Below are 17,828 nucleotides of genomic sequence, written 5' to 3'. Positions count from 1 at the left end.
CGGGTTACTCCGGGAAATCACCGCCGTTGGCCGGCTGCGATTCGACTTCGAGCAAGGTCAGTTTCAGGGTCTTGCCGCCCGGGGCTGGCCAGTCGATGTGCTGACCAACCTTCAGGCCCAGCAGCGCACTGCCGACCGGGGCCAGGATCGAGACTTTGCCTTCGTCGGCATTGGCGTGCTTCGGATAGACCAGGGTCAGGTGGTAGTCCTTACCGCTGCTTTCTTCGCGGCAGTGCACACGGGAATTCATCGTCACGACATCGGCAGGCACTTCATCGTGACCGACCAGGGTATCGGCGCGGTCCAGTTCGGTTTGCAGCGCGATCACGCCCGGCAGCGTGTCATCCAGGCTGTCGATCAGGCGCTCCAGACGTTGCACGTCCAGACGGGTAAGGGTGATGGAAGGTGCGGTCATGATCCGGGCAGACTCCTTTCTTCTGCACACAAAAAAAGCAAAACCCCGCCAAAAAAGACGGGGTTTTCACCAGGCCTCGATGGGTTGAGGCGTTTCCGGACACTATCACAGCTCAAAAAATATACAAGCTACGCTCCGGCGAGCTGCCGGCGCTGAGCGGCCTGCGCACAAATCACCCGGCGGCGCTCGTCATCGGCCGCACGCCACTCGCGGATGTCTTCGACATGGCGCATGCAGCCGAGGCAGACCTTCTGCTCATCCAGCCGGCACACGCCGGTGCACGGCGAAGGCACGGCCGGGCTGACGTTGCTGTAGAGCGGCTTCGGCGGACGGGCGGGCGCGGTGTCAGTCACGAAATCACAGGCCTTCGAAATCGAATTCGGTGCCGGCCTGCTGCTTGACGATGCGCTCGAGCATTTCGCCCAGCTGTTCTTCGCTCTTGTCGCACATCCAGCGTTCGCTTTCTTCGTCGTAGTCGAAGTGGAAACCACCGGACACGGCGGCCAGCCACAGCTGACGCAACGGTTCCTGACGGCTGAAGATCAGCTGGGTGCCGTTTTCGAACTTGACGGTCAGCACACCGGCCGAGTTCTCCATGTCGATGTCCAGGTCGCTGTCGTCGAAGATGTCTTCCAGTTTTTCCTGGGTTTCATCGACCAGATCGTGGAAACGGGCTTCGGACAAACTCATTGCGGCAACCTCAAAAAATGTCTGATCAGGCTCAAGCGCCGCAAGATACGGACGCTGCCAGCCGATTGCAAAGGATAACGACCAAGCGCCCTGCCCGGCGACGAAAAATCCACCCGCCACGCGGGAAAAGTTTCCGCGCCGCAGCCCGAGCCCCGCCGGACGGGAGTTCCGTCGCATAGGCAAGCTGCCGGGTGGCCGGTATACTCCGGCGCAATTAACGCATTTTCAAGGATTTCGCCATGAAGCGCCTGATCTCTTCCCTTGCTGCGCTCGTCGCGGTTGCCTGTCTCGTTTCGGCCTGCGGTCAGAAAGGCCCGCTGTACCTGCCCGATGAAGATCAGGACCCGGCCGAGCAAGCCCAGTCTTCGCAAAAGCAGCCTGTCTCCAAGGCACACAAGCACGACGTTTACTAAGGGATCGCCATGGACGCTTTTAACTACCGTGGCGGGGAGCTGTTCGCGGAAGGTGTGGCGCTGTCCGCCATCGCCGATCGCTTCGGCACACCGACCTACGTCTACTCCCGCGCCCACATCGAGGCCCAGTACCTGGCCTACGCCGATGCGCTGGCCGGCATGCCGCACCTGGTATGCTTCGCGGTCAAGGCCAACTCCAACCTCGGCGTCCTGAATGTCCTGGCCCGTATCGGCGCCGGTTTCGACATCGTCTCCCGTGGCGAGCTGGAACGCGTGCTGGCCGCCGGCGGCAGCCCGGACAAGATCGTGTTCTCCGGCGTCGGCAAGACCCGTGACGACATGCGCCGTGCGCTGGAAGTCGGCGTGCATTGCTTCAACGTCGAATCCACCGACGAGCTCGAGCGCCTGCAAGTGGTCGCGGCCGAGTTGGGCGTTCGCGCGCCGATCTCGCTGCGCGTGAACCCGGACGTCGATGCCGGCACCCACCCGTACATCTCCACCGGTCTCAAAGAGAACAAGTTCGGCATCGCCATCACCGACGCCGAAGACGTGTACGTGCGTGCCGCGCACTTGCCGAACCTGGAAGTGGTCGGCGTCGACTGCCACATCGGTTCGCAACTGACCACTCTGCCGCCGTTCCTCGATGCCCTTGATCGCCTGCTGGATCTGGTCGATCGCCTTGGCGATTGCGGCATCCACCTGCGCCACATCGATCTCGGTGGCGGCCTGGGTGTGCGTTATCGCGACGAAGAGCCGCCATTGGCTGCCGATTACATCAAGGCTGTGCGCGAGCGCCTGGTCGGCCGTGATCTGGCGCTGGTGTTCGAGCCGGGCCGTTTCATTGTCGCCAACGCCGGCGTGCTGCTGACTCAGGTCGAGTACCTCAAGCACACCGAGCACAAAGACTTCGCCATCGTCGACGCGGCCATGAACGACCTGATCCGCCCGGCGCTGTACCAGGCCTGGATGGACGTGACCGCGGTCAAACCGCGCGACACCGCCGCACGCAAGTACGACGTGGTCGGCCCGATCTGCGAAACCGGCGACTTCCTCGCCAAGGAACGCGAACTGGCGCTGGAAGAAGGCGATCTGCTGGCCGTGCATTCGGCCGGTGCCTACGGTTTCGTGATGAGCTCCAACTACAACACCCGCGGCCGTGCCGCCGAAGTGCTGGTGGATGGCGATCAGGCCTTTGAAGTGCGTCGCCGCGAAACCGTGGCCGAGCTGTTTGCCGGCGAAAGCCTGCTGCCGGAGTAACCCCATGCTGCTGCGTTTTACCAAGATGCACGGCCTGGGCAACGACTTCATGGTCCTCGACCTGGTCAGCCAGCACGCGCATATTCAGCCCAAGCACGCAAAAATGTGGGGCGACCGGCACACCGGCATCGGTTTCGACCAGTTGCTGATCGTCGAAGCGCCGAGCAATCCGGATGTGGACTTCCGTTACCGGATCTTCAACTCCGACGGTTCCGAAGTGGAGCAGTGCGGCAATGGTGCGCGCTGCTTCGCCCGCTTCGTGCTCGACAAGCGTCTGACCGCCAAACGGCAGATCCGCGTCGAGACCAAGGGCGGCATCATCGAACTGGACGTGCGTAACGACGGCCAGATCGGCGTGAACATGGGCGCCCCGCGCCTGGTGCCGGCGGACATTCCGTTCCAGGCGCCGGAGCAGGCCCTGAGTTATCAGGTCGATGTCGACGGTACGCCGGTCGATCTGGCCGCGGTGTCCATGGGCAACCCCCATGCGGTGCTGCGGGTCAGCGATATCAACACTGCACCGGTGCATGAACTGGGGCCGAAAATCGAACATCACCCGCGCTTTCCGGCGCGGGTCAACGTCGGTTTTCTCCAGGTCATCGACCGCCATCGCGCGCAACTGCGCGTCTGGGAACGCGGCGCCGGGGAAACCCAGGCCTGCGGCACCGGTGCCTGCGCTGCTGCTGTAGCGGCGATCAGTCAGGGGTGGATGGATTCGCCGCTGTTGATCGACCTGCCGGGCGGGCGTCTGTCCATTGAGTGGGCAGGCCCCGGCCAACCGGTGTTGATGACCGGCCCGGCAGTGCGCGTATACGAAGGACAAGTGCGTCTTTGAGTGAGCAGAAGCCATGACCGATAAGCCTCAGGTACCCGCCCGACAGTCCGGTGAATCAGCGTCCGAGAGCCTGGAGGCGGCAGCAGTTGCCGCGTACCTGGAGGCTCATCCGGACTTCTTCGTCGAGCATGAAGAACTGCTGCCGTCCCTGCGCATCCCCCATCAGCGCGGCGATACCGTCTCGCTGGTCGAGCGCCAGATGGCCATCCTGCGCGACCGCAACATCGAGATGCGTCACCGCCTCTCGCACTTGATGGACGTCGCCCGGGACAACGATCGCCTGTTCGACAAGACCCGTCGCCTGATCCTCGCCCTGATGGACGCTGCCACCCTGGAAGATGTGGTGATCAGCGTCGAAGACAGCCTGCGTCAGGATTTCCAGGTGCCCTTCGTCAGCCTGATCCTGCTCGGCGACAACCCGGCCCCGGTCGGCCGCTGGGTGACCCACGCCGACGCGCAAACCGCCATCGGCGGCCTGCTCACCGAAGGCAAGAGCGTCAGTGGCAGCCTGCGCGAGCATGAGCTGGACTTCCTGTTCGGCGAAGAACAGCGCAAGCAGATCGGCTCCACCGCCGTGGTCGCCGTCAGCCATCAGGGCATCCACGGAATCCTGGCCATCGCCAGCCGTGATCCGCAGCACTACAAGAGCTCGGTCGGCACGCTGTTCCTCAGCTACATCGCCGAAGTCATGGGTCGCGTGCTGCCACGGGTCAACAGCTCCCTGCGCTCGGTACGCTGAGCATGGAACGACAACTGGACGCTTACTGCGAACACCTGCGCAGTGAGCGGCAGGTGTCGCCGCATACGCTGTCGGCCTACCGGCGCGATCTCGATAAAGTCCTCGGCTGGTGCATCAAACAGAACATCGGCAGCTGGCAGGCGCTCGACATCCAGCGCCTGCGCAGCCTGATCGCCCGCCTGCATGCCCAAGGCCAGTCCTCGCGCAGTCTGGCGCGCCTGCTCTCGGCGGTGCGCGGGCTCTATCACTACCTGAATCGCGAAGGCCTCTGCGACCACGATCCGGCCACCGGCCTGGCACCGCCCAAAGGCGAACGCCGCCTGCCGAAAACCCTCGACACGGACCGCGCCCTGCAACTGCTTGAAGGTGCGGTCGAGGACGATTTTCTCGCGCGGCGCGATCAGGCAATTCTGGAGCTGTTCTATTCCTCCGGCCTGCGCCTGTCGGAGCTGACCGGGCTCAATCTCGATCAGCTCGATCTGGCCGACGGCATGGTTCAGGTACTCGGCAAGGGCAGCAAGACGCGCCTGTTGCCGGTCGGCAAAAAGGCCCGGGAAGCGCTGGAACAATGGCTGCCGCTGCGGGCGCTGACCAATCCGGCGGACGATGCGGTGTTCGTCAGCCAGCAAGGCAGACGCCTCGGCCCGCGAGCGATTCAGGTGCGGGTCAAACTGGCCGGCGAGCGCGAACTGGGGCAGAACCTGCACCCGCACATGCTGCGGCACTCCTTCGCCAGCCATTTGCTCGAGTCCTCTCAGGATCTGCGCGCGGTGCAGGAATTGCTCGGCCACTCGGACATCAAGACCACCCAGATCTATACCCACCTGGACTTCCAGCACCTGGCGGCGGTCTACGACAGCGCCCATCCACGGGCCAAACGCATGAAAGGCGACGATTCATGAGCATCCAGTTGATCACCTTCGATCTCGACGACACCCTGTGGGACACCGCCCCGGTGATCGTCAGCGCCGAAGCGGTTTTGCGCGAATGGCTGAGCGAACATGCGCCGAATCTGGGCGCGGTGCCGGTGGAGCATCTGTGGTCGATCCGCGAACGGGTGCTGGCCAACGAGCCGGGACTCAAGCACCGCATCAGCGCGCTGCGCCGGCGAGTGCTGTTCCATGCGCTGGAGGAAGCCGGATACGCCCACAGCGAAGCGTCGGATCTGGCAGACAAGAGTTTTGAAGTGTTTCTGCATGCGCGGCATCAGATCGAGGTGTTCCCGGAGGTCGAGCCGATCCTGGAAACCCTCGCCAAACACTACGCTCTCGGGGTGGTCACCAACGGCAACGCCGATGTCCGTCGTCTCGGACTGGCGGACTACTTCAAGTTTGCGCTGTGCGCCGAAGACATCGGCATCGCCAAGCCGGATGCGCGCCTGTTCCATGAAGCGTTGCAGCGCGGTGGCGTGAGCGCCGAAGCCGCCGTGCATATCGGCGATCACCCGGGGGACGACATCGCCGGGGCGCAGCAGGCCGGTCTGCGAGCGATCTGGTTCAACCCCGCCGGCAAGGTCTGGGAAGCGGAGCGCCTGCCGGATGCCGAGATTCGCAGCCTGAACGATCTGCCCGCGGTGCTCGCCCGCTGGAACAGCCGCGGCTGATTTTCTTTCGCCCATGAAAAAGCCCGCAGCGACGGCGGGCTTTTTCAGCAAGCAAGCGCCACGCCTCAGATAGGGCGGCTGCCGTACTTGTTGTCCGGCTTCTTGGGCGGATCGGCGACCACGTTGGCCTCCACTTCCTGCACCTTGCCGCCGCGCGCAAGGAACTCTTCCATGGCCTTGGCCAGGGCATCGCGCTCCTTGTTCTTGGCTTCGATGCTCGGCAACTCGTCGACCGACACCGCCGCCTTGGCCTTGCCTTTGGCAGCCGGGACCGGCGTATCGTCACCGCCATCGTCTTCAGCAGCGTCTTCCGCTGCTGCTTCCAGACCGTCTTCGGCCTCGTCTTCGTCGCCTACTTCGAGGTCGTCGTTTTCCAGATCATCGTCGCTCATGTTCTACCTCATGACTTGCGAAAAGCAGATTAGTTATAGACCAGCTTTGGCGACTGTCGAAAGTCGCCGGAAAAAAATCAGTAACCATTGGTGACCAACGGTTTATGCCCCTTCACCGTGCAAGGTGGCGAGGACTTTACGGGCACCGCCATGATCACGGTGCTCGCCCAGGTAAACGCCTTGCCAAGTGCCCAGTGCCAGTCGACCCGCCGTTACCGGCAAACTGATCTGACAGCCCAGCACGCTGGCCTTGAAGTGCGCCGGGAGGTCGTCCAGGCCTTCGTCGTTATGCTCATAGCCGTCTGTTCCTTGTGGGATCAGACGATTGAAAAATCGTTCGAAGTCGCGACGTACCGCCGGATCGGCGTTCTCGTTGATGGTCAACGACGCCGAGGTATGCTGCAGCCACAAATGCAACAGACCGACCCGGCATGCCTTGAGTTCGGGCAGACCGGCGAGCAACTCGTCCGTCACCAGATGAAAGCCCCGGGGCCGTGCCCGCAGGGTTATCAGAGTCTGTTGCCACATACAGTTCTCCGCACGTTCGGGGCGCATTCTAGCGCGCTCTGGAAAAAAACAAAGGCCCTAATATTCCTTCAATGATGTAAGCCTTTGGCCGCAGAAAAACACTCGTCGTAAACACGACCAAAGCAGTACGAAAAATCCTTTCAGCTGTATCAGGGAAGACAAATTCCAGATAAAAAAATGCCCGGCAAGCCGGGCAAGTTTTTTGCGGCGCGTGCTTACAGGTTGTAGCCGCGCTCGTTGTGTTGTGCCAGATCCAGGCCGACCGATTCTTCTTCCTCGGTTACGCGCAGACCCATCACGGCATCCAGCACCTTGAGGATGATGAAGGTGACGATCGCGGTGTAGATCACGGTGAAGCCGACGCCTTTGCACTGAATCCAGACTTGTGCGGCGATGTCGGTAACGGTGCCGAAGCCACCCAGCGACGGTGCAGCGAACACACCGGTCAGGATCGCGCCGAGGATACCGCCAATACCGTGCACGCCGAAGGCGTCCAGGGAGTCGTCATAACCGAGTTTGCGTTTCAGGGTGGTGGCGCAGAAGAAGCACACCACGCCTGCTGCCAGACCGATCACCAGTGCGCCCATCGGGCCCACGGTGCCAGCGGCCGGAGTGATCGCGACCAGACCTGCAACGACGCCGGATGCGATACCCAGTGCGCTTGGTTTGCCGTGAGTGATCCACTCGGCGAACATCCAGCCCAATGCAGCAGCGGCGGTCGCGATCTGGGTCACCAGCATCGCCATGCCGGCAGTGCCGTTGGCGGCCGCAGCGGAGCCGGCGTTGAAGCCGAACCAGCCGACCCACAGCATCGCCGCGCCCATCAGGGTGTAACCCAGATTGTGTGGCGCCATCGGGGTGGTCGGGAAACCTTTGCGTTTACCCAGTACCAGGCAGGCAATCAGACCGGCCACACCGGCGTTGATGTGCACCACGGTGCCGCCGGCGAAGTCGAGCACGCCCCAGTCCCACATCAGGCCGCCGTTGCCGGACCAGACCATGTGCGCGATCGGTGCGTAGACCAGGGTGAACCAGATGCCCATGAAGATCAGCATCGCGGAGAACTTCATCCGCTCGGCGAACGCACCGACGATCAGCGCCGGAGTGATGATCGCGAAGGTCATCTGGAAGGTGATGAAGACCGCCTCGGGGAACAGCGCCGCCGGGCCGGTCAGGCTCGCTGGGGTGACGCCGGCCAGGAACGCCTTGCCGAAACCGCCCACGAACGAATTGAAGTTGACGACGCCCTGCTCCATGCCGGTGGTGTCGAACGCGATGCTGTAGCCATAAATGACCCACAGGACGCTGATCAGACCGGTAATGGCGAAGCACTGCATCATCACGGAAAGAATGTTTTTCGACCGGACCATGCCGCCGTAGAACAGCGCGAGGCCGGGAATGGTCATGAACAGCACGAGGGCTGTGGAAGTAAGCATCCAGGCAGTGTCGCCGGAATTCAGGACTGGGGCTGCCACTTCGTCTGCCGCCATGGCCAGGCCGGGCATTACGATAGACAACAGGGCTCCTAGCCCTGCGAATTTACGCAGAGTCATATTGTTTTCTCCTGGGGCGTTGGGTTTGTGGCGGCGTTTAGATCGCGTCGGTATCGGTTTCGCCGGTACGGATGCGGATCGCCTGTTCCAGATTGACCACGAAGATCTTGCCGTCACCGATCTTGCCGGTGTTGGCAGCCTTGGTTATCGCCTCGATAACCCGATCCAGATCCTTGTCGTCGATGGCAACGTCGATTTTCACCTTGGGCAGAAAATCGACCACATACTCCGCGCCGCGATACAGCTCGGTGTGACCCTTCTGCCGACCGAAGCCTTTGACTTCAGTAACGGTAATGCCCTGCACGCCGATTTCGGACAGCGACTCGCGCACGTCGTCCAACTTGAACGGCTTGATGATGGCAGTGACTAGCTTCATGAAACTCTCTCCCGAATTGGTGGACTTGCCCCAGGAAAACAAACCCGACTCAAGTCTAAGCGCAGTGCCTGGCTTTGTAACGCTTCGTTGTCGACGCCAGCTAACCGCTCCAGACGAAACTCCCCGCTCCGTCTGCCGCACTGCATTCGTCACAGCGACTGCATCAGTGCATGGGTCGAGGGTGACTAAGCAGAAAGCTTGCCATCTCGCCAAAAACCACTGATTTCAATCCCTTGGCCGCTGCCACAGATGCCATCACCCAAATGGCACTCCGGATACGCACAACAACGGTGCGTGGCCGTGCATCCCGTTGCGCGAAAAGCGTGCATCCGTGCCTGCGCCAATGACTATAGACACTGCGTGATACACTGCCGGCCATTGTTTCCAGGACATATCCCATGCTCGCGCCCAAAGACTTCCTCGACGCCCTGAGCGGCACCGCCTCCCGCCTGTTCAGCGGCGACACGCCGTTGCCAAAAGCCGAAATCGAAAGCCAGTTCAAGATGCTGCTGCAAAGTGCCTTCAGCAAACTGGACCTGGTGAGCCGCGAAGAGTTTGACAGTCAGATGGTGGTGCTGGCGCGTACTCGCGCCCGGCTCGAGAGCCTTGAGGCGAAGGTGGCTGAGCTGGAAGCGAAGCTGACGCCGCCGGCTGAGTGAGTCCTCATCCCAGCCCGCAACTGGTTGGCGGAATTTCGTTGATGCTTGTGCCAGCGATCAAACCTGCATAACCTGAGCAAACGTGAGTGTGTCCACTAAGGACGCGCAGGCCTTGGCCTCACCGAAGCCTGCAACTGAAAACCGTCTCCTCAAGGCGGTTTTTTTTCGCCTCGAGATATGTGCGGCTGTCGACCGCAACATCCAGTGAAGGTTTGCCCAGGCAACCGTCCCTCCAACACTCCCCTCCCCGACTACCCTTCAAAAACCCGCAGGAAGCGGCCCCTCGATTCAACTCAAGGAACGACCATGTCCCTCGCCATCGTCCATAGCCGCGCCCAGATTGGCGTGGATGCCCCCGCCGTCACCGTCGAAGTCCACCTGGCCAACGGCCTGCCCTCGCTGACCATGGTCGGCCTGCCTGAAGCGGCGGTGAAAGAGAGCAAGGATCGGGTGCGCAGTGCGATCATCAATTCCGGGCTGCAGTTTCCGGCGCGGCGGATCACTCTGAATCTGGCACCGGCGGATCTGCCCAAGGATGGCGGGCGGTTCGATCTGGCGATTGCGCTGGGGATTCTGTCGGCGAGCGTGCAGGTGCCGACCTTGACGCTGGATGACGTGGAGTGCCTTGGCGAACTGGCGTTGTCCGGCGCCGTGCGGGCGGTGCGCGGGGTGTTGCCGGCGGCACTGGCAGCGCGCAAGGCCGGGCGGACGCTGGTGGTGCCGCGGGCGAATGCCGAAGAGGCGTGTCTGGCGTCGGGACTGAGGGTGATTGCGGTGGATCATCTGCTGGAGGCTGTGGCGCATTTCAACGGGCATACGCCAGTCGAGCCTTATGTCTCGGACGGGCTGATCCATGCTGCCAAACCTTATCCCGACCTGAATGAAGTACAGGGCCAACTGGCGGCCAAACGGGCGCTGCTGATTGCCGCTGCCGGCGCCCACAACCTGCTGTTCAGCGGGCCACCGGGGACGGGCAAGACATTGCTGGCCAGTCGTTTGCCAGGGCTGCTGCCACCGCTGACCGAGAGTGAAGCGCTGGAAGTGGCGGCGATTCAATCCGTCGCCAGTGGCGCGCCGCTGACTCACTGGCCGCAACGCCCGTTCCGCCAACCGCATCACTCGGCTTCCGGGCCGGCATTGGTCGGTGGCAGTTCAAAACCTCAGCCCGGCGAAATCACCCTCGCCCATCACGGCGTGCTGTTTCTCGATGAGCTGCCCGAGTTTGATCGCAAGGTGCTGGAGGTGCTGCGCGAACCGCTGGAATCCGGCTGCATCGTGATCGCAAGGGCCAAGGAACGGGTGCGGTTTCCCGCGAGATTCCAATTGGTGGCGGCGATGAATCCCTGCCCCTGTGGATATCTCGGCGAACCGAGCGGCAAATGCTCATGCACACCGGACATGGTGCAGCGCTATCGCAACAAACTGTCGGGGCCGTTGCTGGACCGGATCGATTTGCACCTGACGGTGGCGCGGGAGGCGACAGCGTTGAACCCGGCGGTGAAACCGGGAGAGGACAGCGCCAGCGCGGCCACGCTGGTTGCCGAAGCCCGTGAGCGTCAGCAAAAACGCCAGGGCTGTGCCAATGCATTTCTCGATTTGCCGGGGCTGAAGAAGCACTGCAAGTTATCCACAGCCGATGAAACCTGGCTGGAGACGGCGTGCGAAAGACTGACCTTGTCGCTGCGCTCGGCGCATCGGTTGCTCAAGGTCGCGCGGACGCTGGCGGATCTGGAGAAGCGCGCGGATATCAGTCGCGAGCATCTGGCCGAAGCGTTGCAGTATCGGCCGGCGACTCAGTAAGTGCTGAGTTTGGGGTGGCCCCAATCGCGAGCAGGCTCGCTCCCACAAGTCCAACATAGATCCTGTGTGCGAGCCTGCTCGCGATCGCTATTTCAGAGACGCCTCAACGGAAGCGGTCGACCTCTTGGCGCAGGTCGGCTGCCAGGCCTTCCAGTTCCTTGGCGGTGATGGCCAGGTTAGACACCACTTCGCGCTGCTCGCTGTTGGCCATCGCGATGCTCTGCAAGTTGCTGCTGAGCAAAGTCGCGGTGCTGCTCTGCTCCTGAGTCGCGGTGGTGATCGCGGCAAACTGCTCACCCGCCGAGCGACTTTGCTCGTCAATGCGCGCCAGCGCCGAAGCGACGTTGGCGTTGCGCGACAGCCCTTCCTGCATCAGCAGATTGCCCTGCTCCATGTTGCTGATGGCGTTGCCGGTTTCCTGCTGAATGCTGTGAATCATGCTGGAAATTTCATCCGTCGCCTGACGGGTACGCGAAGCCAGGCTGCGCACCTCGTCGGCCACCACGGCAAAGCCGCGACCCTGCTCGCCGGCACGGGCCGCTTCGATGGCGGCGTTGAGTGCCAGCAGGTTGGTCTGTTCGGCAATCGAGGTGATCACGCTGACGATGCCGCCGATTTCCTGGGAACGCTGACCGAGCGTGTTGATCACGGTCGCGGTGGTGTTCAGTGCGCCGGCAATCTGCTCCAGCGAGGAAGACGCTTCCTCCATCGACGTGCGACCGATCTGCGTCTGCTGCGCGTTTTCCTGGGCAAGGCGCTGGGTGTTGCCCATGTTGTCGGCAATGTTCAGCGAAGTGGCGGAGAATTCTTCAACGGCACCGGCCATGCTGGTGATTTCGCCAGACTGTTGCTCCATGCCTTCATAGGCGCCGCCGGACAGACCGGACAGAGCCTGAGCCCGACGGTTGACCTCTTCGGAGGCGCGACGAATGTGCTCGACCATGGTCGACAGGGCCTGGCTCATCTGGTTGAAAGCGCGCGCCAGTTGACCGATTTCGTCATTGCTCGACACGCTCAGACGTACGCTCAGATCACCGGCACCCAAGGCTTCGGCCTGACGTACCAGATCGCCCAAAGGCGCCAGTTTGCTGCGCAGCAACCAGACCACCGAGCCCACCGCCAGCAGCATCGCCAGCAGACTGCCGATGGCCAGCTGGGTGCCGACGCTCCAGGTCACCGCGCGGATCTCGGCCTTCGGCATGCTCGCCACCACCGACCATGGCCCACCCTCGAACGGCACGGCGATGCTGTAGAAATCTTCGGACTTGTCGCTCCAGAACCGGCCTTTACCCGGCGCTTTCGCCAGATCGTTGATTACCGGAATCGCTTGATCCAGCGCCTGCACGCCCGCCGGGGCCACCAGCCATTGGTTTTTCTCGTCCAGCAATGCCAGCGAACCGGTCTGGCCGATGCGGAAGCGCTTGAGATTGGCGAACTGGGCGTTCTGCGCGTCGGTGTAATCGAAGCCGACAAACAACACGGCAATCACCTTGCCGCTGCTGTCACGCACCGGGGTGTACTGAGTCATGTAGGAACGATCGAACAGCAAGGCACGGCCAACGTACCCCTGCCCTGCCATCAACTTCGCATAGGCCGGGTGGGCGTGGTCGAGCACGGTGCCGATGGCGCGGGTGCCGTCCTGTTTGCTCAGGGAGGTGCTGACGCGAATGAAGTCTTCGCCGCTGCGCACGAACAGCGTGGCGACACCCGCCGTCATCTGCTTGAACTCGTCGACTTCCTTGAAGTTGTTGTTCAACACTTCGCTGCCCAGGTGCAGGCCCGGCGTCTGGGTGCCGGCCACGGTCACCGGCTCGCTCGGATGAATGCTCAGGCCGGCGCTGAAGCGCTTCTCGAACAACCCGCTCAGGCGCTGGGTGCTTTCGCGCAGCGTGCCGTGGAAGGTGCTCAATTGGTCGGCGAGCAGACGCGCCTCACTGGCGAGGTGCTCCTCACGTGTGGCGAGGTTGGCGGTATCCAGCGAACGCAAAGCAAAGACTGTACTGCCGCTGATGACAATCGCCAGTATCACGGCGAGCGCGAGGCCCAGCTGCGAGGCGATCCGAGCGCGAGGTTGAGACATGGACAGCTCCTGGCCGAACTTCCGATCCTCCTTGATCGCAGCTCGGATAATTTTCTAATGGGGGTGAATCGTGGTAACCGGCACGACGGTTCCACATGCACGTATTCGGCGGTAAAACCGAATACTTGAGCGAACAGCAGGGTTATGGCGAAAGGCCGGCATTGTGCAGGCTCGAACGATTCAGCTCAAGCGCGTGACCGCCGGCAGCGTCATGGCGCGGACTTCGCCTTGCAGGAAGTCGCTGAGGCGGCGCAAACGTTCACCTCCGGGGCGGGTCTTTGGCCATACCAGGTAATAATTCAGTCCGCTGGCGACCGCCGTCGGCCAGGGCAGGCTCAAGCGCCCTTGCGCGACATCCTCGGCCACCATCAGCAGATCGCCCATGGACACCCCATAGCCCCTGGCTGCCGCGATCATGCCCAGCTCCAGGGTGTCGAACACCTGCCCGCCCTTGAGCGACACCTGTTCCGACAGTCCCATGTGTTCCAGCCAACTGCGCCAGTCCCGGCGATCCGGCGTCGGGTGCAGCAGCTCGGCGCTGGCCAGCCGCGCCACGTCCCACGGCTGATCGTTGAGCAGATTTGGCGCGCCAACCGGAATCAGCTCCTCCGGAAACAGCAGGCTGGCTTCCCAGTCCGGCGGGAAATGCCCGTCACTGAGCAACACCGCGCAATCGAATGGCTCGTTGTTGAAGTCCACGGAGTCCACGTCCATCCACGCGCTGGTCAGTTGCACTTCGTTGCCTGGCTGCAAATGCCTGAAACGACTGAGCCGCGCCAGCAACCAGCGCATGGTCAGGGTCGACGGGGCTTTCATGCGCAGGATGTCATCTTCGGCGCGCAAGGTATTGCAGGCCCGTTCCAACGCAGCAAAGCCATCACGGATGCCCGGCAGCAGCAGACGTGCCGACTCGGTCAGTTGCAGGTTGCGCCCGCTGCGGTGGAACAAGCGGCAGGCGAAATGCTCTTCGAGCGTGCGGATGTGCCGGCTCACTGCACTCTGAGTGATCGACAGCTCTTCGGCCGCCCGGGTGAACGAGCTGTGGCGGGCCGCCGCTTCGAATGCGCGCAGGGCATACAAGGGGGGAAGACGACGGGACATGCACAGCGCTCCTATGGCGGGATTGCGCCAACTTAGCAGAATCGCGGAAGGATGAGTTTTAATCATGCCATCCATCCTTTTTATCCCTTTGTGCAACCTGCGCCAAACCCTGAGAATCGACGGTCTCTTGCTCCCTCTTTTATAAGGATGTGAACGCCATGCAGCGTCCTGTGCGTACCGAACTCTGGGCCATCCTGCTTCTGGCGGGGCCGTTGATCGCCTCGCAGTTGGCGCACATGCTGATGGTGCTGACCGACACCCTGATGATGGCGCGCCTCAGTCCCGAAGCGCTGGCCGGTGGCGGTCTGGGCGCGGCGAGCTATTCGTTCGTGTCGATTTTCTGCATCGGCGTGATTGCGGCGGTTGGCACCCTGGTGGCGATTCGTCAGGGCGCCGGCGACATCATCGGCGCCGCCCGCCTGACCCAGGCCGGGCTGTGGCTTGCGTGGCTGATGGCGCTCGGTGCCGGGCTGTTGTTGTGGAACCTGAAACCGGTGCTGTTGCTGTTCGGCCAGACCGAGACCAACGTCAACGCCGCCGGGCAATTTCTGATCGCCCTGCCGTTCGCCCTGCCCGGCTACCTGAGCTTCATGGCCTTGCGCGGCTTCACCAGCGCCATCGGCCGGGCAACGCCGGTGATGGTCATCAGCCTCGCCGGTACGGTGGCCAACTTCCTGCTCAACTACGCGCTGATCACCGGCCTGTTCGGCCTGCCGAAACTGGGGCTGACCGGTATCGGTCTGGTCACGGCGATCGTTGCCAACTGCATGGCGCTGGCACTGGCCTGGCACATTCGCCGGCATCCGGCCTATGACGCCTACCCGCTTCGCGAAGGTCTGTCGCGGCCAAATCGGCAGTATTTGAAAGAACTCTGGCGCCTGGGCCTGCCTATCGGCGGCACCTACGCGGTGGAAGTCGGGCTGTTCGCCTTCGCGGCGCTGTGCATGGGCACCATGGGCAGCACGCAACTGGCGGCGCACCAGATCGCCCTGCAAATTGTCTCGGTGGCATTCATGGTTCCGGCGGGGATGTCGTATGCGATCACCATGCGCGTCGGCCAGCATTACGGCGCCGGGCAATTGAACGATGCGCGGATGTCGGGACGGGTCGGCATCGTCTTTGGTGCGGTGGTAATGCTGGGGTTTGCGATGGTGTTCTGGTTGCTGCCGAATCAGTTGGTCGGTTTGTTCCTCGACCATAACGACCCGGCGTTTGCCGAGGTGATTCGTCTGGCCGTCAGCCTGCTGGCCGTGGCGGCGTGGTTCGAGCTGTTCGACGGCACGCAGACGATTGCCATGGGCTGCATCCGCGGGCTCAAGGATGCCAAGACCACATTCCTGGTCGGGCTCGTTTGCTACTGGCTGATCGGTGCGCCGGCGGCGTGGCTGATGGCGTTCCATCTGCACTGGGGGCCGACCGGCGTCTGGTGGGGTCTGGCGCTGGGGCTGGCCTGCGCGGCGGTGAGCCTGACGCTGGCGTTCGAATGGAAGATGAAGCGGATGATTCGGCTCGAGCCGCAATCTCAAGGTTTCAAGATCGCTCAGCCGGAATGAGTTTCCCTGTGGAAGCAAGCTCGCTCCCACAGGGATTTGAGGCTAAACCACGATACCCAGCGGCGGCTGGCTGGCGTCAACCACCAGATATTCAACCAGTTCCGCCAACGGCAACGGCTTGCTGATCAGGTAACCCTGCACCTGATCGCAGCCGAACCCGCGCAACAGATCCAGTTGCTCCCGGGTTTCCACCCCTTCGGCCACCACTTCCAGGTGCAGGTTGTGCGCGAGATTGATCATCGCGTGCACCAGTTTGCGGTTCTCTTCACGCTGCTCCATGCCGCCGACAAAGCTCTTGTCGATCTTCAGCAAGGTGATCGGCAGGCTGTTGAGGTGCACGAACGATGAGAACCCGGTGCCGAAATCATCCAGCGAAAATCGCACGCCGAGGCGACCGAGCGCGTCCATGGTCTGCTTGACCAGATCGCTGCGGCGCATCACGGCGGTTTCGGTGAGTTCGAATTCCAGCCACTGCGCCTCGACGCCGCGCTCGGCGATCAGACGGCTGAGCGTCGGCAGCAACTGGCTGTCCTGAAACTGGCGGAACGACAGGTTGATCGCCATGTGCAGCGCCGGCAGTCCGCGTTCGCGCAACGCCTGCATGTCGCGCAGGGCCCGGGATATCACCCAATAACCCAGCGGCACGATCAGGCCGCTCTGCTCCGCCAGCGGCACGAATTCACTCGGCGGCAGCAGGCCGCGTTCGCTATGGCGCCAGCGCACCAGCGCTTCGAGGCCGACGATCTGGCCGTCCTGCAGGTTCAGGCGCGGCTGGTAGTGCAGCTCCAGCTCGTCACGGCGCAACGCCCGGCGCAGCTCGCTTTCGAGGTCGGCCATGCTCCGCGCGTTGCGGTTGATCCGCTCGTTGAAGATGTGAAAGGTGCAGCCCTGAGTGCTCTTGGCCTGCTGCATGGCGATGTGCGCGTGCCACATCAGCGGATCCGCACCACCCTGGGCGCGGGCATGGGCGATGCCCAGGCTGGAGCCGATCAACAGGCTTTCCCCGTCGACCCAATAAGGTTCGGCCAGGGCTTCGGTAATGCGCTCGGCCATCCATTCGGCCCGTTGCGGGGCGCGGCGGGTATCGATCAGCAAGGCGAATTCATCGCTGCCGAGGCGCGCCAGTTGATCGCCGACTTCCAGCTGACTTTTCAGCCGTGCGACGACTTGCAGGATCAGGCGGTCGCCGGCCTGGTGGCCAAGGGCGTCGTTGGCGTGACGGAAGTTGTCGAGATCAAGGTGCCCGAGGGCCAGGCCGCGACCGTCGTTTTCGGCGAGGCGCGCCGTCAGCAGGGTCTGGAAGCCCTGGCGGTTGGCGATGCCGGTCAGCGGATCCTGTTCGGCCAGGCGTTGCAGGGTATTTTCCAGCACGCCGCGTTCGCGCACATGCCGCAGGCAACGCCGGAGCATGCCGGGATCGAGGGCATCGAACACCAGCCAGTCGCTGACGCCGTCGGGCGCGGTCGCCGGCTCGTGTTCCAACAGCAACACCGTCGGCAGGCTGCAACGGCCGGGCGCCGGCTGCAACGCGGGAACGGTCAACAACACCGCGTGGCGGTTGTCTTCGAACAGGCTGCTGACCGACTCCCAGCTCGGCGCGCTGATCAGCACCGCCGTACTTCCCAACGGCGCCAGACACTCGCGCAATAACGCTGTCCACGCTGGCTCTTCGGCCAGTAGCAGCAAACGCAAGGGTTCGACAGGCGTAGTCAAGCTGACTCCCTAGACTCTGCAATGATGTGGGCGGCGGGCATTATGCCGTTGCGGCAACCAATGACCAAACGACAACGGTTATCAAAACGTTATTTTGTGTCACGAATGAGAACATTAGCCG

Annotated in this window: 19 protein-coding genes and 1 pseudogene; 9 read left to right on the top strand and 11 right to left on the bottom strand. The window is 62.7% G+C overall.

Going from position 1 to position 17,828, the window contains the following annotated elements; genetic code table 11:
• Window positions 1-4: 4 nt before the first annotated feature.
• The 3 genes from rnk to cyaY all read right to left on the bottom strand — a co-directional run bounded on the left by rnk (window position 5) and on the right by cyaY (window position 1,105).
• Window positions 5-415: a nucleoside diphosphate kinase regulator gene (rnk, locus tag AC07Y2_RS08795; RefSeq protein WP_007951886.1), complete on the bottom strand. Its 411-nt coding sequence runs from the start codon at window positions 413-415 to the stop codon at window positions 5-7.
• Between the two features lie 128 nt (window positions 416-543).
• Complete coding sequence (locus AC07Y2_RS08790) at window positions 544-768, bottom strand: DUF1289 domain-containing protein (protein ID WP_039765278.1); 225 nt, start codon at window positions 766-768, stop codon at window positions 544-546.
• Window positions 769-772: 4 nt separating this feature from the next.
• Window positions 773-1,105, bottom strand: coding sequence for an iron donor protein CyaY (cyaY, locus tag AC07Y2_RS08785; protein WP_007951887.1), 333 nt, complete (start codon window positions 1,103-1,105; stop codon window positions 773-775).
• A 239-nt stretch (window positions 1,106-1,344) separates the two neighbouring features.
• Between cyaY and lptM the strand changes: the two genes are divergently transcribed.
• The 6 genes from lptM to AC07Y2_RS08755 are packed head-to-tail and all read left to right on the top strand — an operon-like array spanning window position 1,345 to window position 5,952.
• Window positions 1,345-1,518, top strand: coding sequence for an LPS translocon maturation chaperone LptM (gene lptM / locus AC07Y2_RS08780; protein ID WP_007951888.1), 174 nt, complete (start codon window positions 1,345-1,347; stop codon window positions 1,516-1,518).
• Window positions 1,519-1,527: 9 nt separating this feature from the next.
• Window positions 1,528-2,775: a diaminopimelate decarboxylase gene (lysA, locus tag AC07Y2_RS08775; protein ID WP_039765275.1), complete on the top strand. Its 1,248-nt coding sequence runs from the start codon at window positions 1,528-1,530 to the stop codon at window positions 2,773-2,775.
• A 4-nt stretch (window positions 2,776-2,779) separates the two neighbouring features.
• Complete coding sequence (gene dapF, locus AC07Y2_RS08770; RefSeq protein ID WP_011336523.1) at window positions 2,780-3,610, top strand: diaminopimelate epimerase; 831 nt, start codon at window positions 2,780-2,782, stop codon at window positions 3,608-3,610.
• A gap of 13 nt (window positions 3,611-3,623) precedes the next feature.
• Entirely contained in the window at window positions 3,624-4,349 is a 726-nt protein-coding gene (locus tag AC07Y2_RS08765) for a DUF484 family protein (RefSeq protein WP_007951894.1), read from the top strand.
• Window positions 4,350-4,351: 2 nt separating this feature from the next.
• On the top strand, window positions 4,352-5,251 hold the full coding sequence (gene xerC / locus AC07Y2_RS08760; protein WP_103385881.1) for a tyrosine recombinase XerC: 900 nt from the start codon (window positions 4,352-4,354) through the stop codon (window positions 5,249-5,251).
• Window positions 5,248-5,952: an HAD family hydrolase gene (locus AC07Y2_RS08755; RefSeq protein ID WP_085667349.1), complete on the top strand. Its 705-nt coding sequence runs from the start codon at window positions 5,248-5,250 to the stop codon at window positions 5,950-5,952. The genes xerC and AC07Y2_RS08755 overlap by 4 nt, the downstream gene beginning before the upstream one ends.
• Window positions 5,953-6,017: 65 nt before the next feature.
• On the opposite strand, the gene sutA is transcribed toward AC07Y2_RS08755, so the two are convergent.
• The 4 genes from sutA to glnK all read right to left on the bottom strand — a co-directional run bounded on the left by sutA (window position 6,018) and on the right by glnK (window position 8,801).
• Complete coding sequence (sutA, locus tag AC07Y2_RS08750; RefSeq protein ID WP_039765264.1) at window positions 6,018-6,344, bottom strand: dormancy-specific transcriptional regulator SutA; 327 nt, start codon at window positions 6,342-6,344, stop codon at window positions 6,018-6,020.
• Between the two features lie 102 nt (window positions 6,345-6,446).
• Window positions 6,447-6,872 carry a secondary thiamine-phosphate synthase enzyme YjbQ gene (locus AC07Y2_RS08745; RefSeq protein WP_039765261.1) on the bottom strand — a complete coding sequence of 142 codons (426 nt, stop codon included), beginning with the start codon at window positions 6,870-6,872 and terminating at the stop codon, window positions 6,447-6,449.
• A gap of 215 nt (window positions 6,873-7,087) precedes the next feature.
• A complete protein-coding gene (locus AC07Y2_RS08740; RefSeq protein ID WP_007951904.1) occupies window positions 7,088-8,425 on the bottom strand; it encodes an ammonium transporter in 1,338 nt (445 codons plus the stop codon).
• Window positions 8,426-8,462: 37 nt separating this feature from the next.
• Entirely contained in the window at window positions 8,463-8,801 is a 339-nt protein-coding gene (gene glnK / locus AC07Y2_RS08735; RefSeq protein ID WP_002555808.1) for a P-II family nitrogen regulator, read from the bottom strand.
• 398 nt (window positions 8,802-9,199) lie between these two features.
• Between glnK and AC07Y2_RS08730 the strand changes: the two genes are divergently transcribed.
• Together AC07Y2_RS08730 and AC07Y2_RS08725 are read left to right on the top strand one after the other, a co-directional pair.
• On the top strand, window positions 9,200-9,460 hold the full coding sequence (locus tag AC07Y2_RS08730) for an accessory factor UbiK family protein (protein WP_011336527.1): 261 nt from the start codon (window positions 9,200-9,202) through the stop codon (window positions 9,458-9,460).
• Window positions 9,461-9,766: 306 nt separating this feature from the next.
• Window positions 9,767-11,260, top strand: a complete 1,494-nt coding sequence (locus AC07Y2_RS08725) for a YifB family Mg chelatase-like AAA ATPase (protein WP_103385880.1) — start codon at window positions 9,767-9,769, stop codon at window positions 11,258-11,260.
• A 103-nt stretch (window positions 11,261-11,363) separates the two neighbouring features.
• Here AC07Y2_RS08725 and AC07Y2_RS08720 read toward each other — a convergent pair whose 3' ends face one another.
• The 3 genes and pseudogenes from AC07Y2_RS08720 to AC07Y2_RS08710 all read right to left on the bottom strand — a co-directional run bounded on the left by AC07Y2_RS08720 (window position 11,364) and on the right by AC07Y2_RS08710 (window position 14,441).
• Window positions 11,364-12,086, bottom strand: a complete 723-nt coding sequence (locus AC07Y2_RS08720) for a methyl-accepting chemotaxis protein (protein ID WP_371914080.1) — start codon at window positions 12,084-12,086, stop codon at window positions 11,364-11,366.
• A gap of 132 nt (window positions 12,087-12,218) precedes the next feature.
• Window positions 12,219-13,340 (bottom strand): annotated as a pseudogene (locus AC07Y2_RS08715) (Cache 3/Cache 2 fusion domain-containing protein); the annotation flags it as partial.
• A gap of 180 nt (window positions 13,341-13,520) precedes the next feature.
• Complete coding sequence (locus tag AC07Y2_RS08710) at window positions 13,521-14,441, bottom strand: LysR substrate-binding domain-containing protein (RefSeq protein WP_039765247.1); 921 nt, start codon at window positions 14,439-14,441, stop codon at window positions 13,521-13,523.
• A gap of 158 nt (window positions 14,442-14,599) precedes the next feature.
• Here AC07Y2_RS08710 and AC07Y2_RS08705 point away from each other — a divergent pair, with 158 nt between their 5' ends.
• Window positions 14,600-15,994 (top strand): NorM family multidrug efflux MATE transporter, encoded by a 1,395-nt coding sequence (locus AC07Y2_RS08705; protein WP_103385879.1) that lies wholly within the window; start codon window positions 14,600-14,602, stop codon window positions 15,992-15,994.
• A gap of 42 nt (window positions 15,995-16,036) precedes the next feature.
• Here the strand turns inward: AC07Y2_RS08705 and AC07Y2_RS08700 are convergent, their stop codons facing one another.
• Complete coding sequence (locus tag AC07Y2_RS08700) at window positions 16,037-17,707, bottom strand: putative bifunctional diguanylate cyclase/phosphodiesterase (protein WP_039765245.1); 1,671 nt, start codon at window positions 17,705-17,707, stop codon at window positions 16,037-16,039.
• Window positions 17,708-17,828 lie beyond the last annotated feature (121 nt).

Source organism: Pseudomonas sp. GW456-12-1-14-TSB6 (assembly GCF_059424205.1).
The sequence above is the reverse complement of the archived record's forward strand: the minus strand, read 5'-3'. Positions and strand labels throughout refer to the sequence as shown.